16 protein-coding genes are annotated in these 19,775 nt (G+C 60.0%); 8 read left to right on the forward strand and 8 right to left on the reverse strand.

Annotated elements, in window-relative coordinates; genetic code table 11:
- Nucleotides 1-212 precede the first annotated feature (212 nt).
- The 4 genes from ACTJLA_RS09070 to ACTJLA_RS09085 form a co-directional block, all read right to left on the reverse strand.
- Nucleotides 213-383 carry a hypothetical protein gene (locus tag ACTJLA_RS09070; RefSeq protein WP_440841036.1) on the reverse strand — a complete coding sequence of 57 codons (171 nt, stop codon included), beginning with the start codon at nucleotides 381-383 and terminating at the stop codon, nucleotides 213-215.
- A 6-nt stretch (nucleotides 384-389) separates the two neighbouring features.
- Nucleotides 390-2,015, reverse strand: coding sequence for a B12-binding domain-containing radical SAM protein (locus tag ACTJLA_RS09075; protein WP_440841038.1), 1,626 nt, complete (start codon nucleotides 2,013-2,015; stop codon nucleotides 390-392).
- Between the two features lies 1 nt (nucleotide 2,016).
- The gene (gene yddG / locus ACTJLA_RS09080) at nucleotides 2,017-2,955 is read right to left on the reverse strand and encodes an aromatic amino acid exporter YddG (protein WP_440841040.1); all 939 of its coding nucleotides are present in this window, start codon (nucleotides 2,953-2,955) and stop codon (nucleotides 2,017-2,019) included.
- Nucleotides 2,956-3,059: 104 nt separating this feature from the next.
- A complete protein-coding gene (locus ACTJLA_RS09085) occupies nucleotides 3,060-3,836 on the reverse strand; it encodes a helix-turn-helix domain-containing protein (RefSeq protein WP_440841041.1) in 777 nt (258 codons plus the stop codon).
- A gap of 303 nt (nucleotides 3,837-4,139) precedes the next feature.
- Here ACTJLA_RS09085 and ACTJLA_RS09090 point away from each other — a divergent pair, with 303 nt between their 5' ends.
- Genes ACTJLA_RS09090 through ACTJLA_RS09100 form a run of 3 tightly spaced genes read left to right on the forward strand, consistent with a single transcriptional unit; the run spans nucleotide 4,140 to nucleotide 7,477 of the window.
- Nucleotides 4,140-5,483, forward strand: coding sequence for a CHASE2 domain-containing protein (locus ACTJLA_RS09090; RefSeq protein ID WP_054896635.1), 1,344 nt, complete (start codon nucleotides 4,140-4,142; stop codon nucleotides 5,481-5,483).
- 37 nt (nucleotides 5,484-5,520) lie between these two features.
- On the forward strand, nucleotides 5,521-5,886 hold the full coding sequence (locus ACTJLA_RS09095) for a hypothetical protein (protein ID WP_014716500.1): 366 nt from the start codon (nucleotides 5,521-5,523) through the stop codon (nucleotides 5,884-5,886).
- Nucleotides 5,887-5,899: 13 nt separating this feature from the next.
- Complete coding sequence (locus ACTJLA_RS09100) at nucleotides 5,900-7,477, forward strand: M48 family metallopeptidase (protein WP_054896636.1); 1,578 nt, start codon at nucleotides 5,900-5,902, stop codon at nucleotides 7,475-7,477.
- 81 nt (nucleotides 7,478-7,558) lie between these two features.
- On the opposite strand, the gene ACTJLA_RS09105 is transcribed toward ACTJLA_RS09100, so the two are convergent.
- Nucleotides 7,559-8,845, reverse strand: coding sequence for an OprD family porin (locus ACTJLA_RS09105; protein ID WP_034125518.1), 1,287 nt, complete (start codon nucleotides 8,843-8,845; stop codon nucleotides 7,559-7,561).
- A 408-nt stretch (nucleotides 8,846-9,253) separates the two neighbouring features.
- On the opposite strand from ACTJLA_RS09105, the gene ACTJLA_RS09110 reads away from it, so the two are divergent.
- Nucleotides 9,254-11,329, forward strand: coding sequence for a TonB-dependent receptor (locus ACTJLA_RS09110; RefSeq protein ID WP_440841044.1), 2,076 nt, complete (start codon nucleotides 9,254-9,256; stop codon nucleotides 11,327-11,329).
- A gap of 319 nt (nucleotides 11,330-11,648) precedes the next feature.
- Here ACTJLA_RS09110 and ACTJLA_RS09115 read toward each other — a convergent pair whose 3' ends face one another.
- The 3 genes from ACTJLA_RS09115 to ACTJLA_RS09125 form a co-directional block, all read right to left on the reverse strand.
- On the reverse strand, nucleotides 11,649-11,864 hold the full coding sequence (locus tag ACTJLA_RS09115; protein WP_054922627.1) for a hypothetical protein: 216 nt from the start codon (nucleotides 11,862-11,864) through the stop codon (nucleotides 11,649-11,651).
- 235 nt (nucleotides 11,865-12,099) lie between these two features.
- Entirely contained in the window at nucleotides 12,100-13,206 is a 1,107-nt protein-coding gene (gene aguA, locus ACTJLA_RS09120) for an agmatine deiminase (RefSeq protein WP_198861811.1), read from the reverse strand.
- A gap of 121 nt (nucleotides 13,207-13,327) precedes the next feature.
- Complete coding sequence (locus ACTJLA_RS09125; protein WP_440841046.1) at nucleotides 13,328-16,237, reverse strand: aminotransferase; 2,910 nt, start codon at nucleotides 16,235-16,237, stop codon at nucleotides 13,328-13,330.
- 153 nt (nucleotides 16,238-16,390) lie between these two features.
- Here ACTJLA_RS09125 and rfbB point away from each other — a divergent pair, with 153 nt between their 5' ends.
- The 4 genes from rfbB to rfbD are packed head-to-tail and all read left to right on the forward strand — an operon-like array spanning nucleotide 16,391 to nucleotide 19,753.
- A complete protein-coding gene (gene rfbB / locus ACTJLA_RS09130; RefSeq protein ID WP_440841048.1) occupies nucleotides 16,391-17,473 on the forward strand; it encodes a dTDP-glucose 4,6-dehydratase in 1,083 nt (360 codons plus the stop codon).
- Nucleotides 17,470-18,345 carry a glucose-1-phosphate thymidylyltransferase RfbA gene (gene rfbA / locus ACTJLA_RS09135; protein ID WP_003187717.1) on the forward strand — a complete coding sequence of 292 codons (876 nt, stop codon included), beginning with the start codon at nucleotides 17,470-17,472 and terminating at the stop codon, nucleotides 18,343-18,345. Before rfbB ends, rfbA begins: the two co-directional genes overlap by 4 nt.
- On the forward strand, nucleotides 18,342-18,887 hold the full coding sequence (gene rfbC / locus ACTJLA_RS09140) for a dTDP-4-dehydrorhamnose 3,5-epimerase (RefSeq protein ID WP_034125512.1): 546 nt from the start codon (nucleotides 18,342-18,344) through the stop codon (nucleotides 18,885-18,887). The genes rfbA and rfbC overlap by 4 nt, the downstream gene beginning before the upstream one ends.
- On the forward strand, nucleotides 18,884-19,753 hold the full coding sequence (gene rfbD / locus ACTJLA_RS09145; protein WP_440841051.1) for a dTDP-4-dehydrorhamnose reductase: 870 nt from the start codon (nucleotides 18,884-18,886) through the stop codon (nucleotides 19,751-19,753). Before rfbC ends, rfbD begins: the two co-directional genes overlap by 4 nt.
- The last annotated feature ends 22 nt before the right edge of the window (nucleotides 19,754-19,775 follow it).

The following is a 19,775-nucleotide window of genomic DNA, read 5'->3' on the forward strand; positions in this document are numbered from 1 at the left end:
TAAACCGTCACGTGAACCAGCACGCTGAATCGACGCGCTATTACTGGCTACTGACCGCGCATTTGCTCACTCTTCGCTTAGGAAAATTCAACCTATAGATGAAGGTCAAAAACCGGTCAGAAGCAGGCTGATGGTGTAAATGGCTCAATTGACGTGTGAGGTTGTTTGGCTACTCGCTCGAAGTCATTGAACGAGTAGGGCTGCGTAAAAAATCAGACATCCACTGGCCACGTTCCGCGCCGCACCATTTCCCGCACCCGATCAGCACCATTGGCGCGTACCAGCAATTCCATACGGGCTTTTTCGATGTCCTCGGCACTCCATTGCTCGGTGGCCATGGTGGCTTTTTCGTGAGACCAGCCATTGTCGTAGTGACGGACCACATACTGCTATTGGTATGCCCACATCTCGGTGCCCGGAATCGGGGTCACGATAAACGGGTTGGCGTAGGCCATGCCTGCGCCCATAAGGCCGACGGCATAGTCAATGGTATTACCGATTTGCCCCAGGCTTTCGATGAACGGCTGTTCGGCAGCCGAGGCCGGCGGGTTGACGAAGCCGAGCATGAAGCCGCCCGTCACCTGAATTCCGCACTCGGTAAACATCTGGATGATCTCAAAGGTTGCCTGCTGAATCGCGTTGAAACGCGACTTGTTGGAGTTCACCAGGCTCTCTTCGTTGGCGCTCTCCACCGCAAGGTAAATGTTGTAGCAACCATTGTCGGCGATTGAACGGATAAACGTCTTCGCCGTGAGACCGCCGCGAATGGCAGCGATGACGTTGCGGTAGTGCGGGCTTTTGAGTTCCTGCTCATCAAGTTCCGCCAGAAATCGCTCGCCCTTGTGCAGCAGCACCAGATTGAACAGGCTCAGCCCACCTTCCTCGACCCACGGCAAATGGTGTTTCTTCAAAAGCTTGCCGACCTCCATAGCGTACAGCGGGTCATGCATCAAGTGATCGTCTTCGATCAACACTTCGGTCACGCCTTGTTTGACCAAATCCGCCAGATGCAGGTCGAACCAGTCCAGCCCCAATGCCCGCCAGGGGCCGTTGATTTTGGGGATATAGCAGAAGTTGCAATTGACGTTGCAGCCTATGGTGGAAAAGATCTGCGCCCAGGCGCCGGTCTTGCGCACCCGCGCACCGGAGGAATGATAGGGCTGCAAGTAGTTGTTCATGTTCAGGAAATTGAAATCCGGCAACGGCATGACGCCCAGCCGCTCATCCAGATCCTGCCGGGCCGGGACAATGCTCAAGTAGCTGGATTTGCGAGTCGGTCGAACTAGTTGGCCACTGTAGCTGCGATAGGCAATGCCCCGCACCGCGTCGACATTGCCGCCTTCATGGGTGACCGCGTCGAGCAGCAGCGTGAAGGCGCGATCCGCTTCGTTGATCAGGGTGAAATCGAAAGGCGAGTCCAGCAAGGCATTCTGCCAGTCACCGCTGGAATGGGCACCGCCCGTCACCAGCAGCAAATTTGGATCGATGGATTTCACCAGGTCGGCCAGCGCCCGGGCGTTGCCCCATTGCACGGTGTAGTTGCACTGGATGCCGACGATGTCCGGTTGTGCATCTTCGATGATCTTGCGCATTTGCACATCGGTGAGGCCATAGCGGACCAAATGGCCCTGATCGACGTTCACCAGAGTGTTTTCCTGGGACCAGCCGGCGAATGGCGCGTCGACGATCTGCACCTCGTAACCGGCGCGCTTGGCCACCGTGGCGATGCGCAACAGGCCAATGGGCGTGCCTGCGCGTTTCATTACTTCGAACGTGTCGATGCCGATGTCGGCAAATGCGCTGCCCAGCGGTACCGGCTCAATCAGCCGCGTGTAAGGCGGCACGAACAGCAACACACGTGGCGCTTCGCCATTTGCGCGGCGGCGAATACCGCTGCGGCTGGACTTCAATGACGGTAGTCCCAGATGCTGGAGCGCAGGACGAGTGGGCGCCACGCTGAACCGTGGCAGGTCGCGTTCAATTCTTGTGGCGCCTTCAGAGGCAATCAGGTCCATCTCAAAGCTCCTTTACAACAGTGATGTCGGCTTTGGGCTGGCCTGTTTTCGAGGTGGCGATAACGGCGCCGACGATGATCAGCAGGGTGGGAATAATCAGGATCGGGCTGGCATGGCTTTGCCCTATGGCCACCAGCAGCAGGGTCGAGATCAGGGGGGCCAGATAGGAGAGAGCGCCGAGCATCGCCAGGCTGCCGTGCTTGGTGGCGTGGTCCCAGGCGAAAAACGCCAGGCCCACCGGCCCCAGGCCAAGGCCGACGATGGCCGCCCATTGCCCGGCGCTTGGAATGACCGCGGTTTCAAACGCCAGATGGCAGACCAGGCCGGCCACTGCGACGAGGCCACAGATGCCACCAATAATGCTGCTTGGCACGTCACTGAAACGGCGGTTGATCACCGAATAGGACGACCAGACCAGCGCGCAGGCGAAGGCGGCCAGGTAGCCGGCTACCGGCATGGCGGCGGCTTCATCCGAGGCGCGCTGTTGCATGATGAACGCGGTACCGGCCAACCCCAGCAGCGCGCCGAGTAACTGGCGTTTGCGCAGCCGTTCCCCCGCGCTGAAGGCCGAGAGCAGCACAATCAACAGTGGCCACAGGTAGGCGATCAGGCTCGCCTCGGCAACCGGGGCAGCCTTGAGGGCGAAAAAATACAGCGCGTGGTAGGCGAATATCCCTAGAAAACCGACCGCCCATACCGACCAGGGCTGACGCCAGCTGCGAAACCCCGCCATGCCGTTGCGGCCAAGGATGCACAGGCTCGCTACAAACGCGACGGCAAAACTCAGGGTCAGCAGTTGGAAGGGTGGAATGCCTTCGGTGAGGCTGGTCAGCAACGCCAGGCATGACCACAGAAACACCGCGATCACGCCGATGGCGGTGGCCGAGGCTGCGGCTCTGACAGACACCTGTGTTTTGGCAGTGTGCGTCACTTCGGTCATCTACGCCCCGTCTGATTTATCCTTGTCGGTGGGGCAATCATAGAAAGGTCCGGCCGGGCGGGTATTGATGAGCACTGCTGAAGATTTGTTCAGGCCTGCCGGATTCACCTTACCCGCGAACTTCGTCGCACCGTGGCCGGGGTCAGGTCGCGGTTCTTTTTCAGGGCGTGGGTGAGTGCACTTTGATCGGCATAACCGACGCGGTGGGCGATCTCGGTGATCGACAGCGCGGTTTCGCACAGCAAGTCGATGGCACGGTTGAGACGCAAGGTGGCGATATGCGCAAAAGGCGTGCTATTCAAATGCCGAGCGAACAGCACGTAGAGTTGCCGCTCGCTGGTGCCTGCCACCCGTGCAATCTCGGTGGCGCTAAGCCGGCTGTCCAGATGGCTTTCGATGTAAGCGAGTGCCCGTGCCAGGGTGAACTGACCATGCTCAGGGATGATTCCGGGCGGCAGCGTCAGCGAAGACAGCAGCAAAGTACTCCAGGACTCCGCCACCTGAGGTGAACTGGTCAGCAAGGGCGCGCTGCGGCTGGCGTATTGAAGTAAATGGCGGATTTCCGGGCCTACTGGGAAAAAGCGTTTGTCGGCCTGGAGTCTGGTCGACAGGTCGAGATTCTTGGGCCCGCCGAACGTCGTGGCCGGCACGTCGAGTACCAGAAAGGTATTGGCCTTTTGCGCCAGAAACGCATGGCGAGCACCGGCAGGAATTACCACGCCCTGACTCCAGTCGACCTTGCCGGCCCGACCGTCGACTTCGATGTCCATGGAGCCGGACTGCGGCAGCACGAGCTGATGAAAGTCGTGATCGTGCAATTCGACTTGGCCCGAATACGAACGAAGGGCCAGTGAAACCGCTGGGTTATCGTGACTGCCCATAGCGCCTCTCCGTTGGCTCAGGTTCACATCATGCCTGAGTCAGAGAACCCGGTGCCACTCCCGCGAGCGCTCAGGGGAGATGCGACGAGTCATCGACAAGAACTCGTGCGGGACGCGGGCTGATTTCATCGCGGGCAAGCCCGGCGCCCACAGCGCAAAGCCCTGGCCTGGATAGGCCAGGGCTTTTTACGAATGACAACCCATGCGCCCATAGCGATATGGCACTTAGCCACTTTTCCAATTGACACCCCCTCCCCACTCCGTTAAAAACCCCGCCTTGCTTGCGTTTTTATCGAGACATGGATGTTGTCCAAACCCCCGCTGTTCAAATACCGCCGCTATTGGCTGGCGGTCATCATCGTGTTGCTGGCGATTCTTGATCCTTTCGGCCTGGCCAGTTCCAGCGACAAGGCGTCGGCGCAGTGGCTCAATCGTATGTTCGCCAGTCACTACCCGAGCCTTGGGCAGCAGCGGGTGGCGGTGGTGTTGATCGATGATGCCTACCTGATGCGCAATAACAGTTCGTGGCCCATGCCCTATGGCGAGCAGAGCAAGTTGTTCAAGCGCTTGCTGGCGTACAAGCCCCAGGCGGTGTTTGTGGATTTGCTTTATAGCCACGACCACTCGTTTGGCGACCCGACGCGGGGCAGCCAGTTGCTGGCGAATGTGTTTGAGCGTTATCAACGCCAACGCATCCCATTGTGGCTGGCCAATACTGGGTTGACTCGGGCAGAGGCGGGCCAGGCGAATACGCTGGCGCCGTTCATGCAGGTGAGCCAGCCGGCGCTGGTTGTATGGGAAGGGGTGGATGACAAGTATCCACTGGCGATGCGCACACATGCAGGGCTGATGGAAACTCCCGCCCTGTCGCTGTATCGAGTGTTCTGTGCCACGCAGCACTGCAAGCAGCCGCCGGTGGATGTGCAAGCCGCTGCGCAGCGCCAGCCCATCGCGGTGCAGTGGGGGCTGAAGCTGGCGCCCGAGCAGGCACGTATTGCCGATATCCGCCACTGCGCGCCGGCACGGCACTTTTTGCTGGATGGGGTGGCGCAGTTATTTCAGGCGGTGTTCTGGAAGCTCGACGACTCGGCCCAGGCGCGCTGCCCTTATACGCTGACGTTGTCGGCCAGTGACCTGGAGGTCAGCGACCCCGACGACCAGGCATTGGTCGCCGAGTTACTGCGCGACCGCCTGGTGTTGGTGGGCGCCAATATTGCTTCCACCGGGGACTTGGTGGAGTCGCCGGTACACGGCCAACTCCCTGGCGTTTACCTGCACGCCATGGCGCTGGACAACCTGATCAATGCGGGCATGGACTACGACCATGAACCGGCCAATTTCCCCCACCTGCCGTTCAATTGGCTGGACCTGCTGGAGCTCGGGCTGCTGGCGTTGATCGCCGTGCTCAAGGCGCTGCACGCACGTCGCCTGGCGGGCCATCGCACCTGGAGCCGGTGGCGGCGCCAGGAAATCTGGTTTTTTACCTCGCCGTGCCCGTCGTGGCTGTTGGTGATGTCGATGTTGGCGGGGGTCAGTGTGTTGCTGAGCCTCAATGACATCACCCCGGTCAACGTGCTGGGCATTGTGTTGCTGTCGTTGGTGCTGTTCAGCGAGCGGATCGAAGCCTTCTTCGACCGCGATCGCTGAGTGCACCGCTCTGCTATCTGACTCAAGGAAACCAAGGATGAACAGAAGCCTCATCGTCTTGCTCGCCGCCCTCTTCACCCAGGGCGCCTGGGCAGAAACCCACAGTATCAAGGCGTTCCTCGCCGACCCGGTGACAGTGCTGGACGAGCAGGGCAAGCAACAACGTGAGCTGGCGAAAAAGGACGCGCCCACCCAGCCCCTGCCGGTATTGCAGTACAACCAGGCGCTGGACCTGGTGCAGGTAGAACTGGCAGGCCAGAAGGTGTGGCTGGACACCATGGATTTGCGCATCGAGCCCCCGCTGAACGTCGTCGACCTGCCCTGCCAGGGCCTGACCAAAAGCCAGGCCAAGGACAGCCGCAACAACTCCACCATCGGTTTTGGTGCCGGCTGCAATCAATAAAAGGAGCGTTGCGGTGAAGGGATATCTAGTAGCAGCCAGCCTGTTGGCCAGTTCGGTGCTCAGTGGTTGCGCCACCTTGAAAGGCGCAGACCAGGCGTTTATGAACCTGGTGGGGCCCTCGACCCAGTCCCGGGTTCAGGGCCATTACGTGGATAACAGCGACGTACGCCAGTATTACAAGCTCGACCCACAGCGCCAGAGCCAGCAGCGTTTGAGCTACGACGGGCGTGCGGTACCGGCCGCTGAAGCGCGCCAGCAGAACCTGGTGGATATCCCGATGCTGCAAGGCTACTTGCAGGGCATCGTCACGCGCTTGTCCAAGGGCTGGCCGGGGGAGTTGCCGCCGCTGCAGGTGAAGATCACCGACAGCTATGGCTTCGGGCCGTCGGCAGACCCCTACGGCAACCTGTTCGTGCCGCTGGGCATGCTGGACAACGTCGCCAGCGAAGACGAAATCGCCGCGATGCTGGGCCATGAAATGAGCCACGTATTGCTGCATCACCATGACCGCATGGCCGCTTTCCAGCAGCAGAAAGACATGTTCACCACCGTGGCCTCCACGGTCGCCTTGGCCACCATGGCTGCCGATACGGGCGTGGACCGCAGCTCCGGTACGATGAAACTGTTCAGTAAAGACCCAGCCGGCACCCAGAAGACCATCGGCAACACCGTGCTGTATACCGCCCTGGCCAATACCTTTTCCGATCAGGTATGGAGCACCGCCTGGGGCCGCAGCCAGGAAGACCAGGCCGACTTGCTGGGCACCGACTTGATGATCCGTGCCGGTTACGCGCCGCGAGCCGCCACCCATAGTCTGGAGCGCCTCAACGACTTCCAGGGCAAGCAGAAGCCCTTGCTCACGGGGTTCCTCACGGCGCGCAAGAATGCCATGCAGGATTCGCTGCAGCAGTTCAATCTCGACCAGTTCACCAAAGAGCTGGACGTGCTGGTCAAGGATGGCTTGACCACCGGCATCACCGCGACCAGCCAATACTTCAACCGCTCACATATGTCGGCCATGGACCGCGACACCGAGCTGCGCCAGTACTTGCAACGCGAGTATCGCCAGGAACGCCGCGCCCGGGTCAACCCGCAAAGCTGGTCGAAAATGAAGAATACGCCCCAGGTGGCGAAGGCTTTGCAGGGCTATAAAGACGCGTACTTCGCAATTGATGCCCTGGAAAAAAACAAGGTGCCGCAGGCTGACGCTTTCATCCGCAAGGCCCTGGCCTCGCCGGTAAAAGACCAGCCGAGCATTCGGCGCACCGCCTATACCGTGCGCCTGGCCCAGGGCAAAAACAGCGAAGCGGTGAAAGAGTTGCAGGCGATCAAGGACTGGTCCCTGGCAGGGCCTTCCACCTATGACTTGATGATCAGCTACCACCTCAAGCGCGGTGACGGGCAATCGGCCCTGGCGATGATCGACAAGGCGGAACGCAACCTGGGCTCGGAAGAACTGTTTATTACCGAGAAGCTGTTGGCCAACCAGCAACTGCAGAATGCGCAGCAGGTGCAAAGCGTACTGCGCAAATGCGAGCAGTACCCGACGCGCAAAGAGAACTGCAAAAAGCTCGCACCGGTCAAAGCCTGACGCCCCCGCGAGCGGACAATAAAAAACCCCGAACCAGTCGGGGTTTTTTATCGCCTGGCATCAGGCACGACATTCGATCAATTAGAAAACGTTGATCGGGTAGTCGGCGAACAGACGGATTTCGTTACCGCCTACGTTGTAGTTGCTGGCGTTGTTGGAAACGCGCAACCACGAGGCACGGGCACGCAGGCTCAGGTCTTTGGCTGGGCCGCTCTGTACCACGTACTTGAACTGGTTCCAGATTTCACGCTCGGTGCCATCGCCACGGCCAGTGCCGTCGTCGATGTTGGTGCCGCGCACGTAGGCAATGTTGTAGGTCAGGCCCGGTACGCCGAAGGTGGCGAAGTCGATGCCATAACCTGCTTGCCAGGAGCGCTCGTCCTTGCCGTTGAAGTCGGACCAGTAGGAGTTGGCCAGCAGGATGGTATTGCCGCCGTCGCCAATGCCGCCAGCGTTGCGGTAGCCACCGTACAGGTAGCCGGTGTCACCGGTGCTGCGCTGGTGAGCGAGGGTGAAGCTGTGCGCGCCAACGGCCCAGGTAGCGCCCAGGCTCCAGATCTTGTTGTCGCGAGCGTCCGCATCACCTTGGTTTTCCAGGGCGAAGCTGCGGTCCAGCTTGGTTTTGTAGCCGTTGAAGTCAAATGTCAGCGACTGTTGTTCTGGCAGGGCCAGCACGTAGTTGACGTTGACGTATTGCTTCTTCAGCACGTCCTGCATGTCGGAGGCGTACAAAGCAGCCGACAGGCTTTCGGTGAATTTGTAGCTACCACCGATGTAGTTGATGCTCTTCAAGCGGCCGCTGTCGCTGCCCTCGGCGCTCTTGCGAGCTTCCTTGGTGAAGTGACCAGCATCCAGTTGCAGGCCGGCGATCTCTTTGGAAACGATCGAGGTGCCCTCGTAGGTTTCCGATAGCAGACGCGAGTTGTCGTATTGCAGGACCGGCACGGCTGGCATCTGCTGACCGTATTTGATCACGGTGTTGGAGATACGCGCCTTGACGGCTGCGCCGCCTTTGGCCAGGTCGTTGGCGGCTTCTCCGCTGTCACCTTGCTTGAAGAAGTCGATACCGCCAGCGCCACTGCGACCTTTACCACCATCCAGGCGGATAGCGTATTGGCCAATCACATCCACACCCACACCGACGGTGCCTTGGGTGAAGCCGGACTCGAACTTGCCGATGAAGCCTTGGCCCCATTCAGCTTTGTCCTGCTTGCCGTTTTTGTAGTCACGGCTGATGTAGGCGTTACGTGCTGCGATGTTCAGGTGGCTGTCTTCAACGAAACCCTTGGATTGCTCCTGGTCGTTTGCCATTGCTGTCGATGCGCTCAAAATCCCCAGAGCGATCAGACTCATCCGTTGCTTCAACATTTTCTTATATTCCTTATTACGGGTTGAGTACGCGCTGTGACACCAGGCTCCTGTTGCTTTTCTGGTGTCGACCTTGCCAGCAAAAAGAAGGCCCGCGGACGACTGAACTGCCGCGGGCCTTTTTTTATTGGATTTAGTCATGGTGGTTAGCCACAGGCGTTGGGCGCAATCCTATGCGGGCGTTGAACTATGTGTCAATTTCGTGAATCGTCTGTATTTAGGCGATATTCGTCTAAGCAGCGGGCTAAAGCGGCGGGATGAAAGCCTTGAAAACACCTTGATCAGCCCTTGTAAACACATTAAGTAACAAATCCGCATGCAATGCGTTAGGGAATAGATAACGTGCGCAAATGCAAAGCATTACCATTCGCGCACAATTTTCCTGCCACATCATTTGGATACACTCCCATGCCTGCCCCTCGCCTGACGCCCCTCTCCCTTGGGCTCTCTGTCCTGCTGTCTGCTGGTTTTGCCGGTGCGGCCACGGTCCTGCCCGAAACCTCGATCAGCGTGGAAGCAGACGAAGACGACCCACGGGTCAAAGAGACCAGCACCGCCACACGCACCGCGACGGCTGTTCGCTACGTGCCCCAGGCGATCGACTCAGTCAAAACCGAGAGCCTGCGCTCCTATGGCACCAACGATCTGGGCCAGGCATTGAGCGGTATCCCCAACGTCAGCAGCGGCGCCGATACACGCTTCGACAGCCTGCGCATACGCGGTTTCGACGCCAGCAATGACTTCTATCTGGATGGCATTCGCGACGACAGCCAGTACGTACGTGACCTGCATAACATCGAGCGTATCGAAGTGCTCAAGGGACCGGCCGCCGTGCTTTACGGGCGAGGCGGCCAGGGCGGGATCGTCAACCGGGTGAGCAAACTGCCAAGCCCAGGGCAAAAGTCCAGCATCGAAGCCCAAGGCGGCAGCAACGATTTGCGCAGCCTGTATGCCGACCTGAGTACCGACCCCACCGATAACATCAGCCTGCGCCTGAACATGGGCAACCAGGACAACAACAGCTTTCGCGATGGCGTCAGCGGCAACCGCCAGTTGTTCGCGCCGTCGATGAGCTGGCAGCTCACTCCAGAGCTGAACTGGCTGGTGCAATACGAATACAGCCGCTACAACCGCACCCCAGACCGTGGCATTCCTGGTGTCAACGGGCGCCCGGCGGATGTCAGCCGCAGCACCACTTACTTTGATCACGGCGATTACATAGACGATAAGTCCCAGTCGCTGCGTTCCAGACTTGCCTACGAGCTCAACGCCGACTGGCAGCTGCGCCACACCCTCGGCGTGTTCAAGCTCGACAGCGATTTCGACAATACTTACCAGACCGGCTATGACCCGAAAACCAACATCGTCAGCCGCCAACACTGGCAGCAGGACCTGACCACCCGCAACGTGTTCAACAACCTGGAGCTGGAAGGCGGTTTCGACACCTTTGGCCTGGAGCACCGCCTGCTCACCGGTATTGAGCTGGGCAGCCAGCGCCGTGATCCGAAGCTGTACTCCGCTCGAGATGGCAAGACGGTGCCGAGCCTGGACCTCAACCAGCCCAACCGCCGCCTGAGCCACACCGGGAGCATGCGACTGTCGAGTAACAACCACACCGAAGTCGAAAGCCGCGCCCTCTACATACAGGACCAACTGCGCCTGAATGACCAGTGGCAACTGCTGGGCGGGCTGCGTTACGACCGCTTCGAAGTGGACACCACCAACAAGCTGCTCGACATCCAACAGAACGTGAAAAGCCACAGCACCAGCCCGCGCGTCGGCCTGGTGTGGACGCCCCTGGAGCACCACTCGTTCTACGCCTCGTGGAGCAAGACTTTCACCCCAGCAGGCGGCGGCCTGATCGGCATCACGCCGAACGCCACCGGCAACGTCAACGACCTGAGCCCGGAGTTGACCAAGCAAAAAGAAATCGGCGTGAAGAGCGACTGGTTCGATGAGCGCCTGAGCACCACCCTGGCTGTGTACGAGCTGGAACTCTACAACCGCCGCACCAGCGACCCGCTGGACCGTACCATTACCCTGCTCACCGGCGAACAACGCTCACGCGGCGTGGAGCTGACCGCCACCGGCAAGATCGTCGACAACTGGTATGTGCGCGGCGGCGTAGGCCTGCAGGATGCCAAGGTGGAGAAGGACAACAACGGGTTTGAGGGCAAACGGATCAGCGACGTGGCCAAGCGCAACGCCAGCCTGTTCATCACCTGGAAGCCGGAGATGGGCTGGTACGCGGAAACCGGTTTGACCCTGGTGGGCGATCGTTACGCCGACAACCTCAACACCGTGGTGTTGCCTGGTTATGGCCGCTGGGACGCGCTGGCCGGGTTCCGTCAGAAAGAATGGGACGTGCGGGCAGCACTGAACAATATCGCTGATAAAAACTACTACGCCTCGGCGACCAGTGCGGCGCAGATTCAACCAGGCGAGCCGCGAAGCCTGGTAGTCACCGGTACCTACAGCTTCTGACACACCTCATGGGAACCAAAGCCTGTTCCCACACTGGTTAGGTATTGCCCACAACATCAGCGCCTGGCGCAGATCCCTGTGGGAGCGGGCTTGCCCGCGAAAGCGGTGTGCCAGTCACCCAATCTTCAACTGAACCACCGCCATCGCAGGCAAGCCAGCTCCCACACTGGTTAGATATTGTCCAAAAAATCAGCGCCTGGCGCAGATCCCTGTGGAAGCGGGCTTGCCCGCGATAGCGGTGTGCCAGTCCCCCAATCTTCAACTGAACCACCGCCATCGCAGGCAAGCCAGCTCCCACAGTCGGTTTCAGGTGTGTTCTTTAGTTGCTCATCAACTCGCACAACGCCTGCACTTCGTCCTCCGTGAACAACCCCACCGGGTAGCGCTCACTCATCACGCTGCGCAAATCAGGCAATTGCCTGACCTGTGGCGAGCCGTTCGCCTTCAACCAAAGGGCCAACGCATGGATGGCGTCTGCGTCGACCCGCAAAGGGTGGAACGTACGCGTGTTCATCAGGTGGACATCGGCATTCATTTCAGCGCTCTCTCCTGCTGCGTGAGCGGCTAACTTACTCAAGGTTTGTGACAGAACTGCACGGTCATCCCCCTTGGGCCACTGTAACCACAGCGATACAAGAGCTATGCCAATGTGCCCTGTTCACCGGCATGCAGGCATGAAAAAGCCCGCGACCGGGCTGGGTCGCGGGCTTGCGGGGAACACTGCAAACGCGCGGTGCTCGTGCGCCATCAAGGCGCTGTTACAACTGCACTCACTTTCGCTGCGGAGCTGGCTGCTGTTGGGTCAGGCAATGGATATTGCCCCCACCCAGTAACAATTCGCGGCCCGGCACCATCACCACTTCATGTTGTGGGAACAGGTTCTGCAGGATTTGCTTGGCCTGATCGTCCAACGGGTCATCGAAACTCGGCGCGATGATGCCGCCATTGACGATCAGGAAGTTGACGTAGGAACCGGCCAACCGCACGGTCGGATTACGCTCCTGGCTACCGTCAACCAGGTCTACCCCGGCGCATTCCTCCTCAGTGGCATACAGCGGACCCGGGATCGGCATTTTATGCACGATGAACGAGCGGCCCTGGGCATCGGTGCTGCTTTGCAGCACGTCCATGGCTGCGTGGCAGCGTGGGTAGTTCGGGTCTTGCGGGTCATCGGTCCAGGCCAACAGCACTTCGCCCGGGCGCACGTAGCAGCAGAAGTTATCCACATGGCCGTCGGTTTCGTCGTTGAACAGGCCATCCGGCAACCAGATGATCTTGTCTACCGCCAGGTTATCGCTGAGCACCGCCTCAATGGCCGCACGATCAAGGTGCGGGTTGCGGTTGCGGTTCAACAGACATTCTTCGGTAGTGATCAGGGTGCCTTCGCCGTCGACATGAATCGAACCGCCTTCAAGCACAAAGCCTTCAGTGCGGTAACGCGGTGCGCGCTCCATCTCGAGGATCTTGCCTCCCACCTGGGAATCGCGATTCCACGGTGCATACAGACCGCCGTCAAAACCACCCCAGGCGTTGAAGTCCCAGTTCACACCCCGTACTTCACCACTGCCGTTGATCACGAAAGTGGGGCCGGTGTCGCGAACCCAGGCGTCGTCATTGGACATTTCCACCAGGCGGATATTGGGTACGTCCAGGCGGGCACGGGCGTTTTCGTACTGGCCGGCGGAGACCGCGACGGTCACCGGCTCAAAACGTGCGATGGCCTTGGCCACCGCCACATGGGCCGCCTGAGCAGGCTTACCGCCCAGGCGCCAGTTGTCTGGGCGCTCGGGCCAGATCATCCAGGTCTGGGTCTGGGGCGCCCATTCGGCAGGCATGTGAAAGCCATCGGCGCGAGGTGTGCTGTGCAAGGTGGTCATGGCGATCAGGGCTCCGAATGGGGTGAAGGGCAACTTTATAATGGATAAAAATCGGCTTTAACAGACTAAAAACATGATAGGTGCTCGCGTCTGCAAAAAATAGCCGATAACAATCGATAAATCACAGTTGCTCATCCAGCACTTTCGACAGCATGTCCACAAAGAAGTCCACACTGCGTCTGGACGTCACCATCGGCGGCTTGATTTTGAGGATATTCAGATAATCACCGGTAGGCTGCATGAAAATCCCCAGCTCCCGCAGCCGGTTACACAACAAAGCGGTTTCTGCAGTCGCAGGTTCGAGGGTCTTGCGATCGCGCACCAGTTCAAGGCCCAGATAGAAGCCCGAACCATGCACGGCACCGACGAGTGGATGGCGATCGATCAATTCCTCCAACCGTGCCTTGAAATGCCCACCTACCAGTTGGGCGTTTTCCCACAGCTTTTCCTCTTCCATCACATCCAGCACCGCCATGCCGATCCGACAGCTGACCGGGCTGCCTCCTGATGAGGAGAAGAAGTAACCCTCGGCTTCCAGCGCCTCGGCAATTTCTCGGCGGGTGATCACTGCACCCAACGGCTGGCCGTTGCCCATGCCTTTGGCCATGGTGATGATGTCTGGCACCACACCTTGCTGTTCAAACCCCCAGAAGAAATGCCCCATGCGGCCGTAACCCACCTGCACTTCATCGGCGATGCACACGCCCCCCTCGGCACGGACCAGGCCATACACCTGTTGCAGGTAACCCGGTGGCAGGGAGATGCCGCCGGCATTGCCGTACACCGGCTCACAGATGAACCCGGCTAATTGACGCTGGCTCGCGGCGATTTTCGCCAGGTTATGCTCCACGCTTCGTACATAGTCCGGCGCGCTGTCCGGCCCGCGGAATTCACCGCGGTAGGTATTGGGCGCGGTCACCGGGTGTACCCAATCCGGGCGGCTGCTCAAGGCCCGGGGGTTATCGGCAATCGACGTGGACACGGCATCCGCCGCCACCGACCAGCCGTGATAGGCCTCCAGCACACTGAGCATGTCGCGCCCGCCGCTGTAGGCCCAGGCCAAACGAATCGCCAGGTCATTGGCCTCGGTGCCGCTGTTGACCAGGAACACCCGGTCCATGCCCTCCGGCGCCAACGCCAGCAGGCGCTCGGAGAACTCGGCAACCGCCGCGTAGTGAAACCGCGAGTTGGTGTTGAGCAACGACCACTGCCGAGCCGCCACTTCAGCCATGCGCGGGTGGCCATGGCCCAGCACGGCCACGTTGTTGAGCATGTCGAGGTACGATCGGCCCTGCATATCGATCAGGTGGTTACGCCAGCCGCGCTCGATACGCGGTGGGTCGGCGTAGTAGTGCTTCTGGGAGCGGGCAAAGCTGGCATCACGCCGGGCCAGCAGGGCTTCTGGGTCCAGTTCCGGCTCCGCATCACAGGCCAGGCCCAATAGAGCTGCGGGTGACGGGCACAACGCCTGCCACACCAACGCCCGGGAAGGTGTGCAGAACAGCGGTGGCTCAAGGTCGGCGCGGCACAACTGCACAGTCAACGGCGCATGAACCTCGCCCAGCACCTGCCCTTTGACCAAGGTTGCGCCCGGCTTGAGTGATGTGCGCACGCCCCACAAGCGCAGGCTCAGGCCGCTGTCGTGCAAACACAGCAAGCCGTCGGTACCTTCGCGCAGCATTCCCGCAAAGGGTGCTTCCAGCACCGTGCCGTGGGGCAGATGCAGTTCGACATGCAGGGGGAAGGTCTCGGGCTCTAGCGCACTGTCGGGGCGGGTGCGCGACAAGCGGTATTGCCCATAACGACTGGCCGCCAGCCCATGCACCGTCGCTGCTTGATCCAGCAAGCGCCGATCGATGCCGGGAGTCTCCCAATTGCCAGCCTCGAAATGCGGGCTGAGTACGCCCAGGTCGATCAGCGCAAACTCGCGGCCCACCAAGCCTGGCAATAAAGGCGCGAAGTCTTGGTTGGCGACGGGCGGTAATGTTTTGCCGACGCTGCGCAGAATAGCCGCTTGCATGAGTTCGAAGGGCACCGACGTGGCGATATGGAAGATTTCCCACTCGTGTTCGGCGTTTTTCTTTAGATAAACGTTGTCCGGGTCCAGGCGTTGCTGCTGCTCACTGCTGAGCACCAACACCGCCGCGCGAGCGACGATCAACGGCCACAACACCTCCAGTTCTTCACGCTGCAACGGCGTGACCGCGTGGCAGGCCTGGATCGCCGGCAAGAGAGCAAACGGATCACCGTCGGCATGGTGCAACAGCGCCGCGCAGGTCACCGACAGATCGGCAATTCGCCAGGTGTGCACCAGATCGCCGAAATCGATCACGCCTTGTATGCGCCAGTGCCGCTGGGCATCACGCTGCCACATCACGTTGTCGTCGGTGATGTCCATGTGCACCGCTTGCCAAGGCAGGTGTGCCGCCAACGGCTGGACATGCGCCTCGACCTGCCTGGCCACCTGCTCCAAAGCAGCACGCTGCGGCAGGTCGGGCAAGGTTGCCAGCAGGTGGGTGATCAATGCTTGCGCGTGGCGCGGGTCCCATTGCAGGGTGCGCGCAAGGCCTGGGTGCTCGAAATCCGCCAGCGCGAGGCTCATCTGCCCGCACAGCTCACCAAAGCCTTCGATCACGGTGCGGCTCAGGTGGGGTAAATGCGTCAGGGGCTGGCCGTCGATGTAGTCCAGTAGCCGCAGGTGCAGGGTTTGGCCATCGACGTTGACCGTCAGCAACTCCTCACCCGCCAAGGTCTGGATGACCTTGGGCACACGCAGGCCGGCATGCGCGCCCAAGCTGCTGAGCGCTGCGTGCTGGGCCTGGAGTTCAACCGCGGCGTAGTCGCCCCGGCAGATTTTCAAAACGAAGCGGCCCCGCGTGCTGTCAATTCTATAGTTGAGGTCTTGCTGACTGCCCAATGAGTGTAATTTGCCCGCCATTCCATAGTGCCGCTCGAGCAGGCATGCTGCTTGCTCGGGGGTTACTTGTGGGCAAGGCAAGCTGGCACGGTGGGTCAACGTGGCTAACGACATTGTGACGACCTTTGTTTTTTCAGGCGTCTATATCGCCATTGTTCAGGGGCACAAGGCAACCCCCTAGTAATACAGCGCTTGCACCACCCGGCTCGCACCACTCAAGCTATGCTTCATCCGCATAATGTCTATCTAAGGAAAGGGCCCTCCGATATGCGCATTCTCGTTACTGGCGGCGCTGGCTTTATCGGCTCAGCCCTGATCCGCCACCTGATCCAGCACACCGAGCACGAGGTGCTCAACCTGGACAAGCTGACTTACGCCGGCAACCTCGAGTCGCTGACCAGCATCGCGTCCAACAGCCGCTATGAGTTTGTCCAGGCCGATATCATCGACCAGGCCACCGTCAGCGCCTTGCTCGCACGCTTCGAACCCGATGCGATCATGCACTTGGCGGCCGAGTCCCATGTCGACCGCTCCATTGACGGCCCGTCGGATTTTATCCAGACCAACATCGTTGGCACCTACAGCCTGCTGGAAGCCACGCGAGCCTATTGGCAGAAGCTGGCAGAGCCGACAAAAAGCGCATTCCGTTTCCACCACATCTCCACTGATGAGGTGTATGGCGACCTGCACGGCGTGGACGACCTCTTCACCGAGACCACGCCTTACGCACCGAGCTCGCCGTATTCCGCGAGCAAGGCAGCGTCCGACCACCTGGTACGCGCCTGGCAGCGCACCTATGGCCTGCCGGTGCTGTTGACCAACTGCTCGAACAATTACGGGCCGTTCCATTTCCCCGAAAAATTGATCCCGCTGGTGATTCTCAACGCCCTGGCGGGCAAGCCACTGCCGGTGTATGGCGATGGTCTGCAGGTGCGTGACTGGCTGTTCGTCGAGGATCATGCCCGTGCGCTGCTCACAGTGGTCACCACTGGGGTTGTGGGCGAAACCTACAATATCGGCGGCCACAACGAACAGAAGAACATCGACGTGGTACGTGGCATCTGCGCCCTGCTGGAAGAACTGGCGCCGCAACGCCCAGCCGGTGTGGAGAAATTCACTGACCTGATCACCTTCGTCAAGGATCGCCCAGGCCACGACCAACGCTACGCCATCGACGCCAGCAAGATCGAACGCGAACTGGGCTGGGTCCCGGAAGAAACCTTCGAGACCGGCCTGCGCAAAACCGTACAGTGGTACCTCGATAATCTGGAATGGTGCAGCAGGGTCCAGGACGGCAGTTATCAGGGAGAACGATTGGGCAACACCGACTTGAAGGATCTAATCGCATGATGAAGGGAATTGTATTGGCTGGCGGCTCCGGCACTCGCCTACACCCCATTACGTTGGGAGTGTCCAAACAGCTGTTGCCGGTGTATGACAAGCCGATGATCTACTACCCGATATCCGTGCTGATGCTCGCAGGCATCAAGGACATTCTGGTGATCTCCACTCCGGTAGACCTACCGCAGTACCGAAACCTGCTGGGAGACGGCAGCCAGTTTGGCGTGCGTTTCACGTATGCCGAACAGCCTTCCCCGGACGGGCTGGCTCAAGCATTTATCATTGGCGAAGAGTTCATCGGTGATGACGCGGTGTGCCTGATTCTGGGGGACAACATCTTCCACGGCCAGCATTTTGGCGATCAGTTACGCACCGCAGCCGAGCGCTCCTCGGGCGCTACTGTTTTCGGCTATTGGGTGAAAGACCCGGAGCGCTTCGGTGTGATTGATTTCGATAAAGAGGGCCGCGCCCTTTCCATCGAAGAAAAACCGGCAAAGCCCAAGTCACCGTATGCCGTGACCGGCCTGTACTTCTACGACAACGACGTGATCAAGATCGCCAAGGCGGTCAAGCCTTCGCCACGCGGCGAGCTGGAGATCACCGACGTCAACAATGCCTACCTTCAGCGTGGCGATCTTCACGTTGAACGCTTCGGCCGTGGGTTCGCCTGGCTCGACACCGGCACCCATGACAGCCTGCTGGAAGCCTCGACCTACGTTCAGACCATCGAGCACCGCCAGGGCTTGAAAGTGGCATGCCTGGAAGAGATCGCCTATGAAAATGGCTGGATCGATCGTGATTATCTGCTGGAGCGCGCCAAGTACTTTGGCAAGACCGGCTACGGCCAATACCTCTACTCGCTTGCCGGAGAGACCCAGTGAATGTAGTTGAAACCACACTACCCGGCGTACTGATCCTCGAGCCAAAGGTATTCGGCGACGAACGCGGTTTCTTCTACGAAAGTTTCAATGCGCGCGCCTTTGAAATGGCCACCGGGCTCAAGCGTAATTTCGTGCAGGACAATCACTCACGCTCGCAAAAAGGCGTGCTGCGAGGTTTGCACTATCAGCTTGAACACACTCAAGGCAAGCTGGTGCGTGTCACCTACGGTGAAGTGTTGGATGTGGCGGTCGACATCCGTCGCAGCTCACCCAACTTTGGCCAGTGGGTGGGTGTCCGCTTGTCGGCACAGAACCATCGCCAACTCTGGGTGCCGGAAGGCTTCGCCCATGGTTTCGTGGTGTTGAGTGAGTACGCAGAGTTCCTGTACAAAACCACCGACTACTACCAGCCAAGCGCCGAGCGCAGCATTCTCTGGAATGACCCGACGCTGGCCATCGACTGGGAGCTGGCCGAACCGCCGCAACTCTCCGCCAAGGATCAGGTCGGCAAACTGCTGATGGAAGCTGACTTGTTCCCATGAAAATCCTCATCACCGGCCAACACGGCCAAGTCTCCCAGGAGCTGCAACAGCGGCTCAAGGGCTTGGGCGAACTCCTCGTCCTGGGCCGCGACCAGCTTGACCTGGCAGACGCAGACCTTATCCGCCAGCAAGTGCGCGCCCATCGCCCTGGGCTGATCATCAACGCGGCGGCCCACACCGCCGTCGATCTGGCCGAGAGCGAGCCGGACGCTGCGTTCGCCATCAATGCCATCGCCCCCGGCATCCTCGCCGAAGAGGCCAAGGCGTTGGGCATCCCGCTGATTCACTACTCGACCGACTACGTGTTCGACGGCACCAAACCTGCCCCGTACACCGAAAGCGACACGCCGAACCCATTGGGTGTCTACGCCCAGAGCAAGCTGGCGGGCGAGCAGGCGATTGCGGCTGCAGGCGGCGAGTACCTGATCTTGCGCACCAGTTGGGTCTATTCCAGCCACGGCAAGAACTTCCTGCTGACCATGCAGCGCCTCCTGCAGGAAAAACCGCAGATGCGCATCGTGGCCGACCAGATCGGTGCACCGACCTGGGCCGGGACTATCGCCAACAGCACCCGCGTGCTGATCGAGCAGTGGCAGGCCGGTAAGGCAGGGGATTGGGGTGTTTACCACCTCACTGCCCAGGGTGAGACTTCATGGTTCGGCTTTGCCCAAACCATTGGCGAGCAACTGCGCGCCGAGGGCAAGGCCTGCGCCGAGCTGGAGCCGATCCCTTCCAGCGCCTACCCGACCCCCGCCAAGCGCCCGCTGAACTCGCGCCTGGACTGCACCCGCCTGCAACAGCAATGGCACGTCAGCCAGCCCCAGTGGCAAGACGCATTGCACGAGTGTCTTGCACAGCAGCACTAGGCATAATGCGCCTGTACCCACA

This window comes from Pseudomonas sp. 22072 (genome assembly GCF_052046095.1).
GTDB classification, from domain to species: Bacteria; Pseudomonadota; Gammaproteobacteria; order Pseudomonadales; family Pseudomonadaceae; genus Aquipseudomonas; species Aquipseudomonas paracarnis.

What these genes read in the sequence shown, in the direction of transcription:
- ACTJLA_RS09095 (WP_014716500.1), top strand. Translation starts at nt 5,521, where the DNA reads ATGAACAGAAGCCTCATCGTCTTGCTCGCCGCCCTCTTCACCCAGGGC.
- ACTJLA_RS09110 (WP_440841044.1), top strand. Translation starts at nt 9,254, where the DNA reads ATGCCTGCCCCTCGCCTGACGCCCCTCTCCCTTGGGCTCTCTGTCCTG.
- ACTJLA_RS09115 (WP_054922627.1), bottom strand. Translation starts at nt 11,864, where the DNA reads ATGAATGCCGATGTCCACCTGATGAACACGCGTACGTTCCACCCTTTG.
- ACTJLA_RS09085 (WP_440841041.1), bottom strand. Translation starts at nt 3,836, where the DNA reads ATGGGCAGTCACGATAACCCAGCGGTTTCACTGGCCCTTCGTTCGTAT.
- rfbA (WP_003187717.1), top strand. Translation starts at nt 17,470, where the DNA reads ATGATGAAGGGAATTGTATTGGCTGGCGGCTCCGGCACTCGCCTACAC.
- ACTJLA_RS09075 (WP_440841038.1), bottom strand. Translation starts at nt 2,015, where the DNA reads ATGGACCTGATTGCCTCTGAAGGCGCCACAAGAATTGAACGCGACCTG.
- ACTJLA_RS09090 (WP_054896635.1), top strand. Translation starts at nt 4,140, where the DNA reads ATGTTGTCCAAACCCCCGCTGTTCAAATACCGCCGCTATTGGCTGGCG.
- yddG (WP_440841040.1), bottom strand. Translation starts at nt 2,955, where the DNA reads ATGACCGAAGTGACGCACACTGCCAAAACACAGGTGTCTGTCAGAGCC.
- rfbB (WP_440841048.1), top strand. Translation starts at nt 16,391, where the DNA reads ATGCGCATTCTCGTTACTGGCGGCGCTGGCTTTATCGGCTCAGCCCTG.
- aguA (WP_198861811.1), bottom strand. Translation starts at nt 13,206, where the DNA reads ATGACCACCTTGCACAGCACACCTCGCGCCGATGGCTTTCACATGCCT.
- ACTJLA_RS09105 (WP_034125518.1), bottom strand. Translation starts at nt 8,845, where the DNA reads ATGTTGAAGCAACGGATGAGTCTGATCGCTCTGGGGATTTTGAGCGCA.
- rfbD (WP_440841051.1), top strand. Translation starts at nt 18,884, where the DNA reads ATGAAAATCCTCATCACCGGCCAACACGGCCAAGTCTCCCAGGAGCTG.
- ACTJLA_RS09125 (WP_440841046.1), bottom strand. Translation starts at nt 16,237, where the DNA reads ATGTCGTTAGCCACGTTGACCCACCGTGCCAGCTTGCCTTGCCCACAA.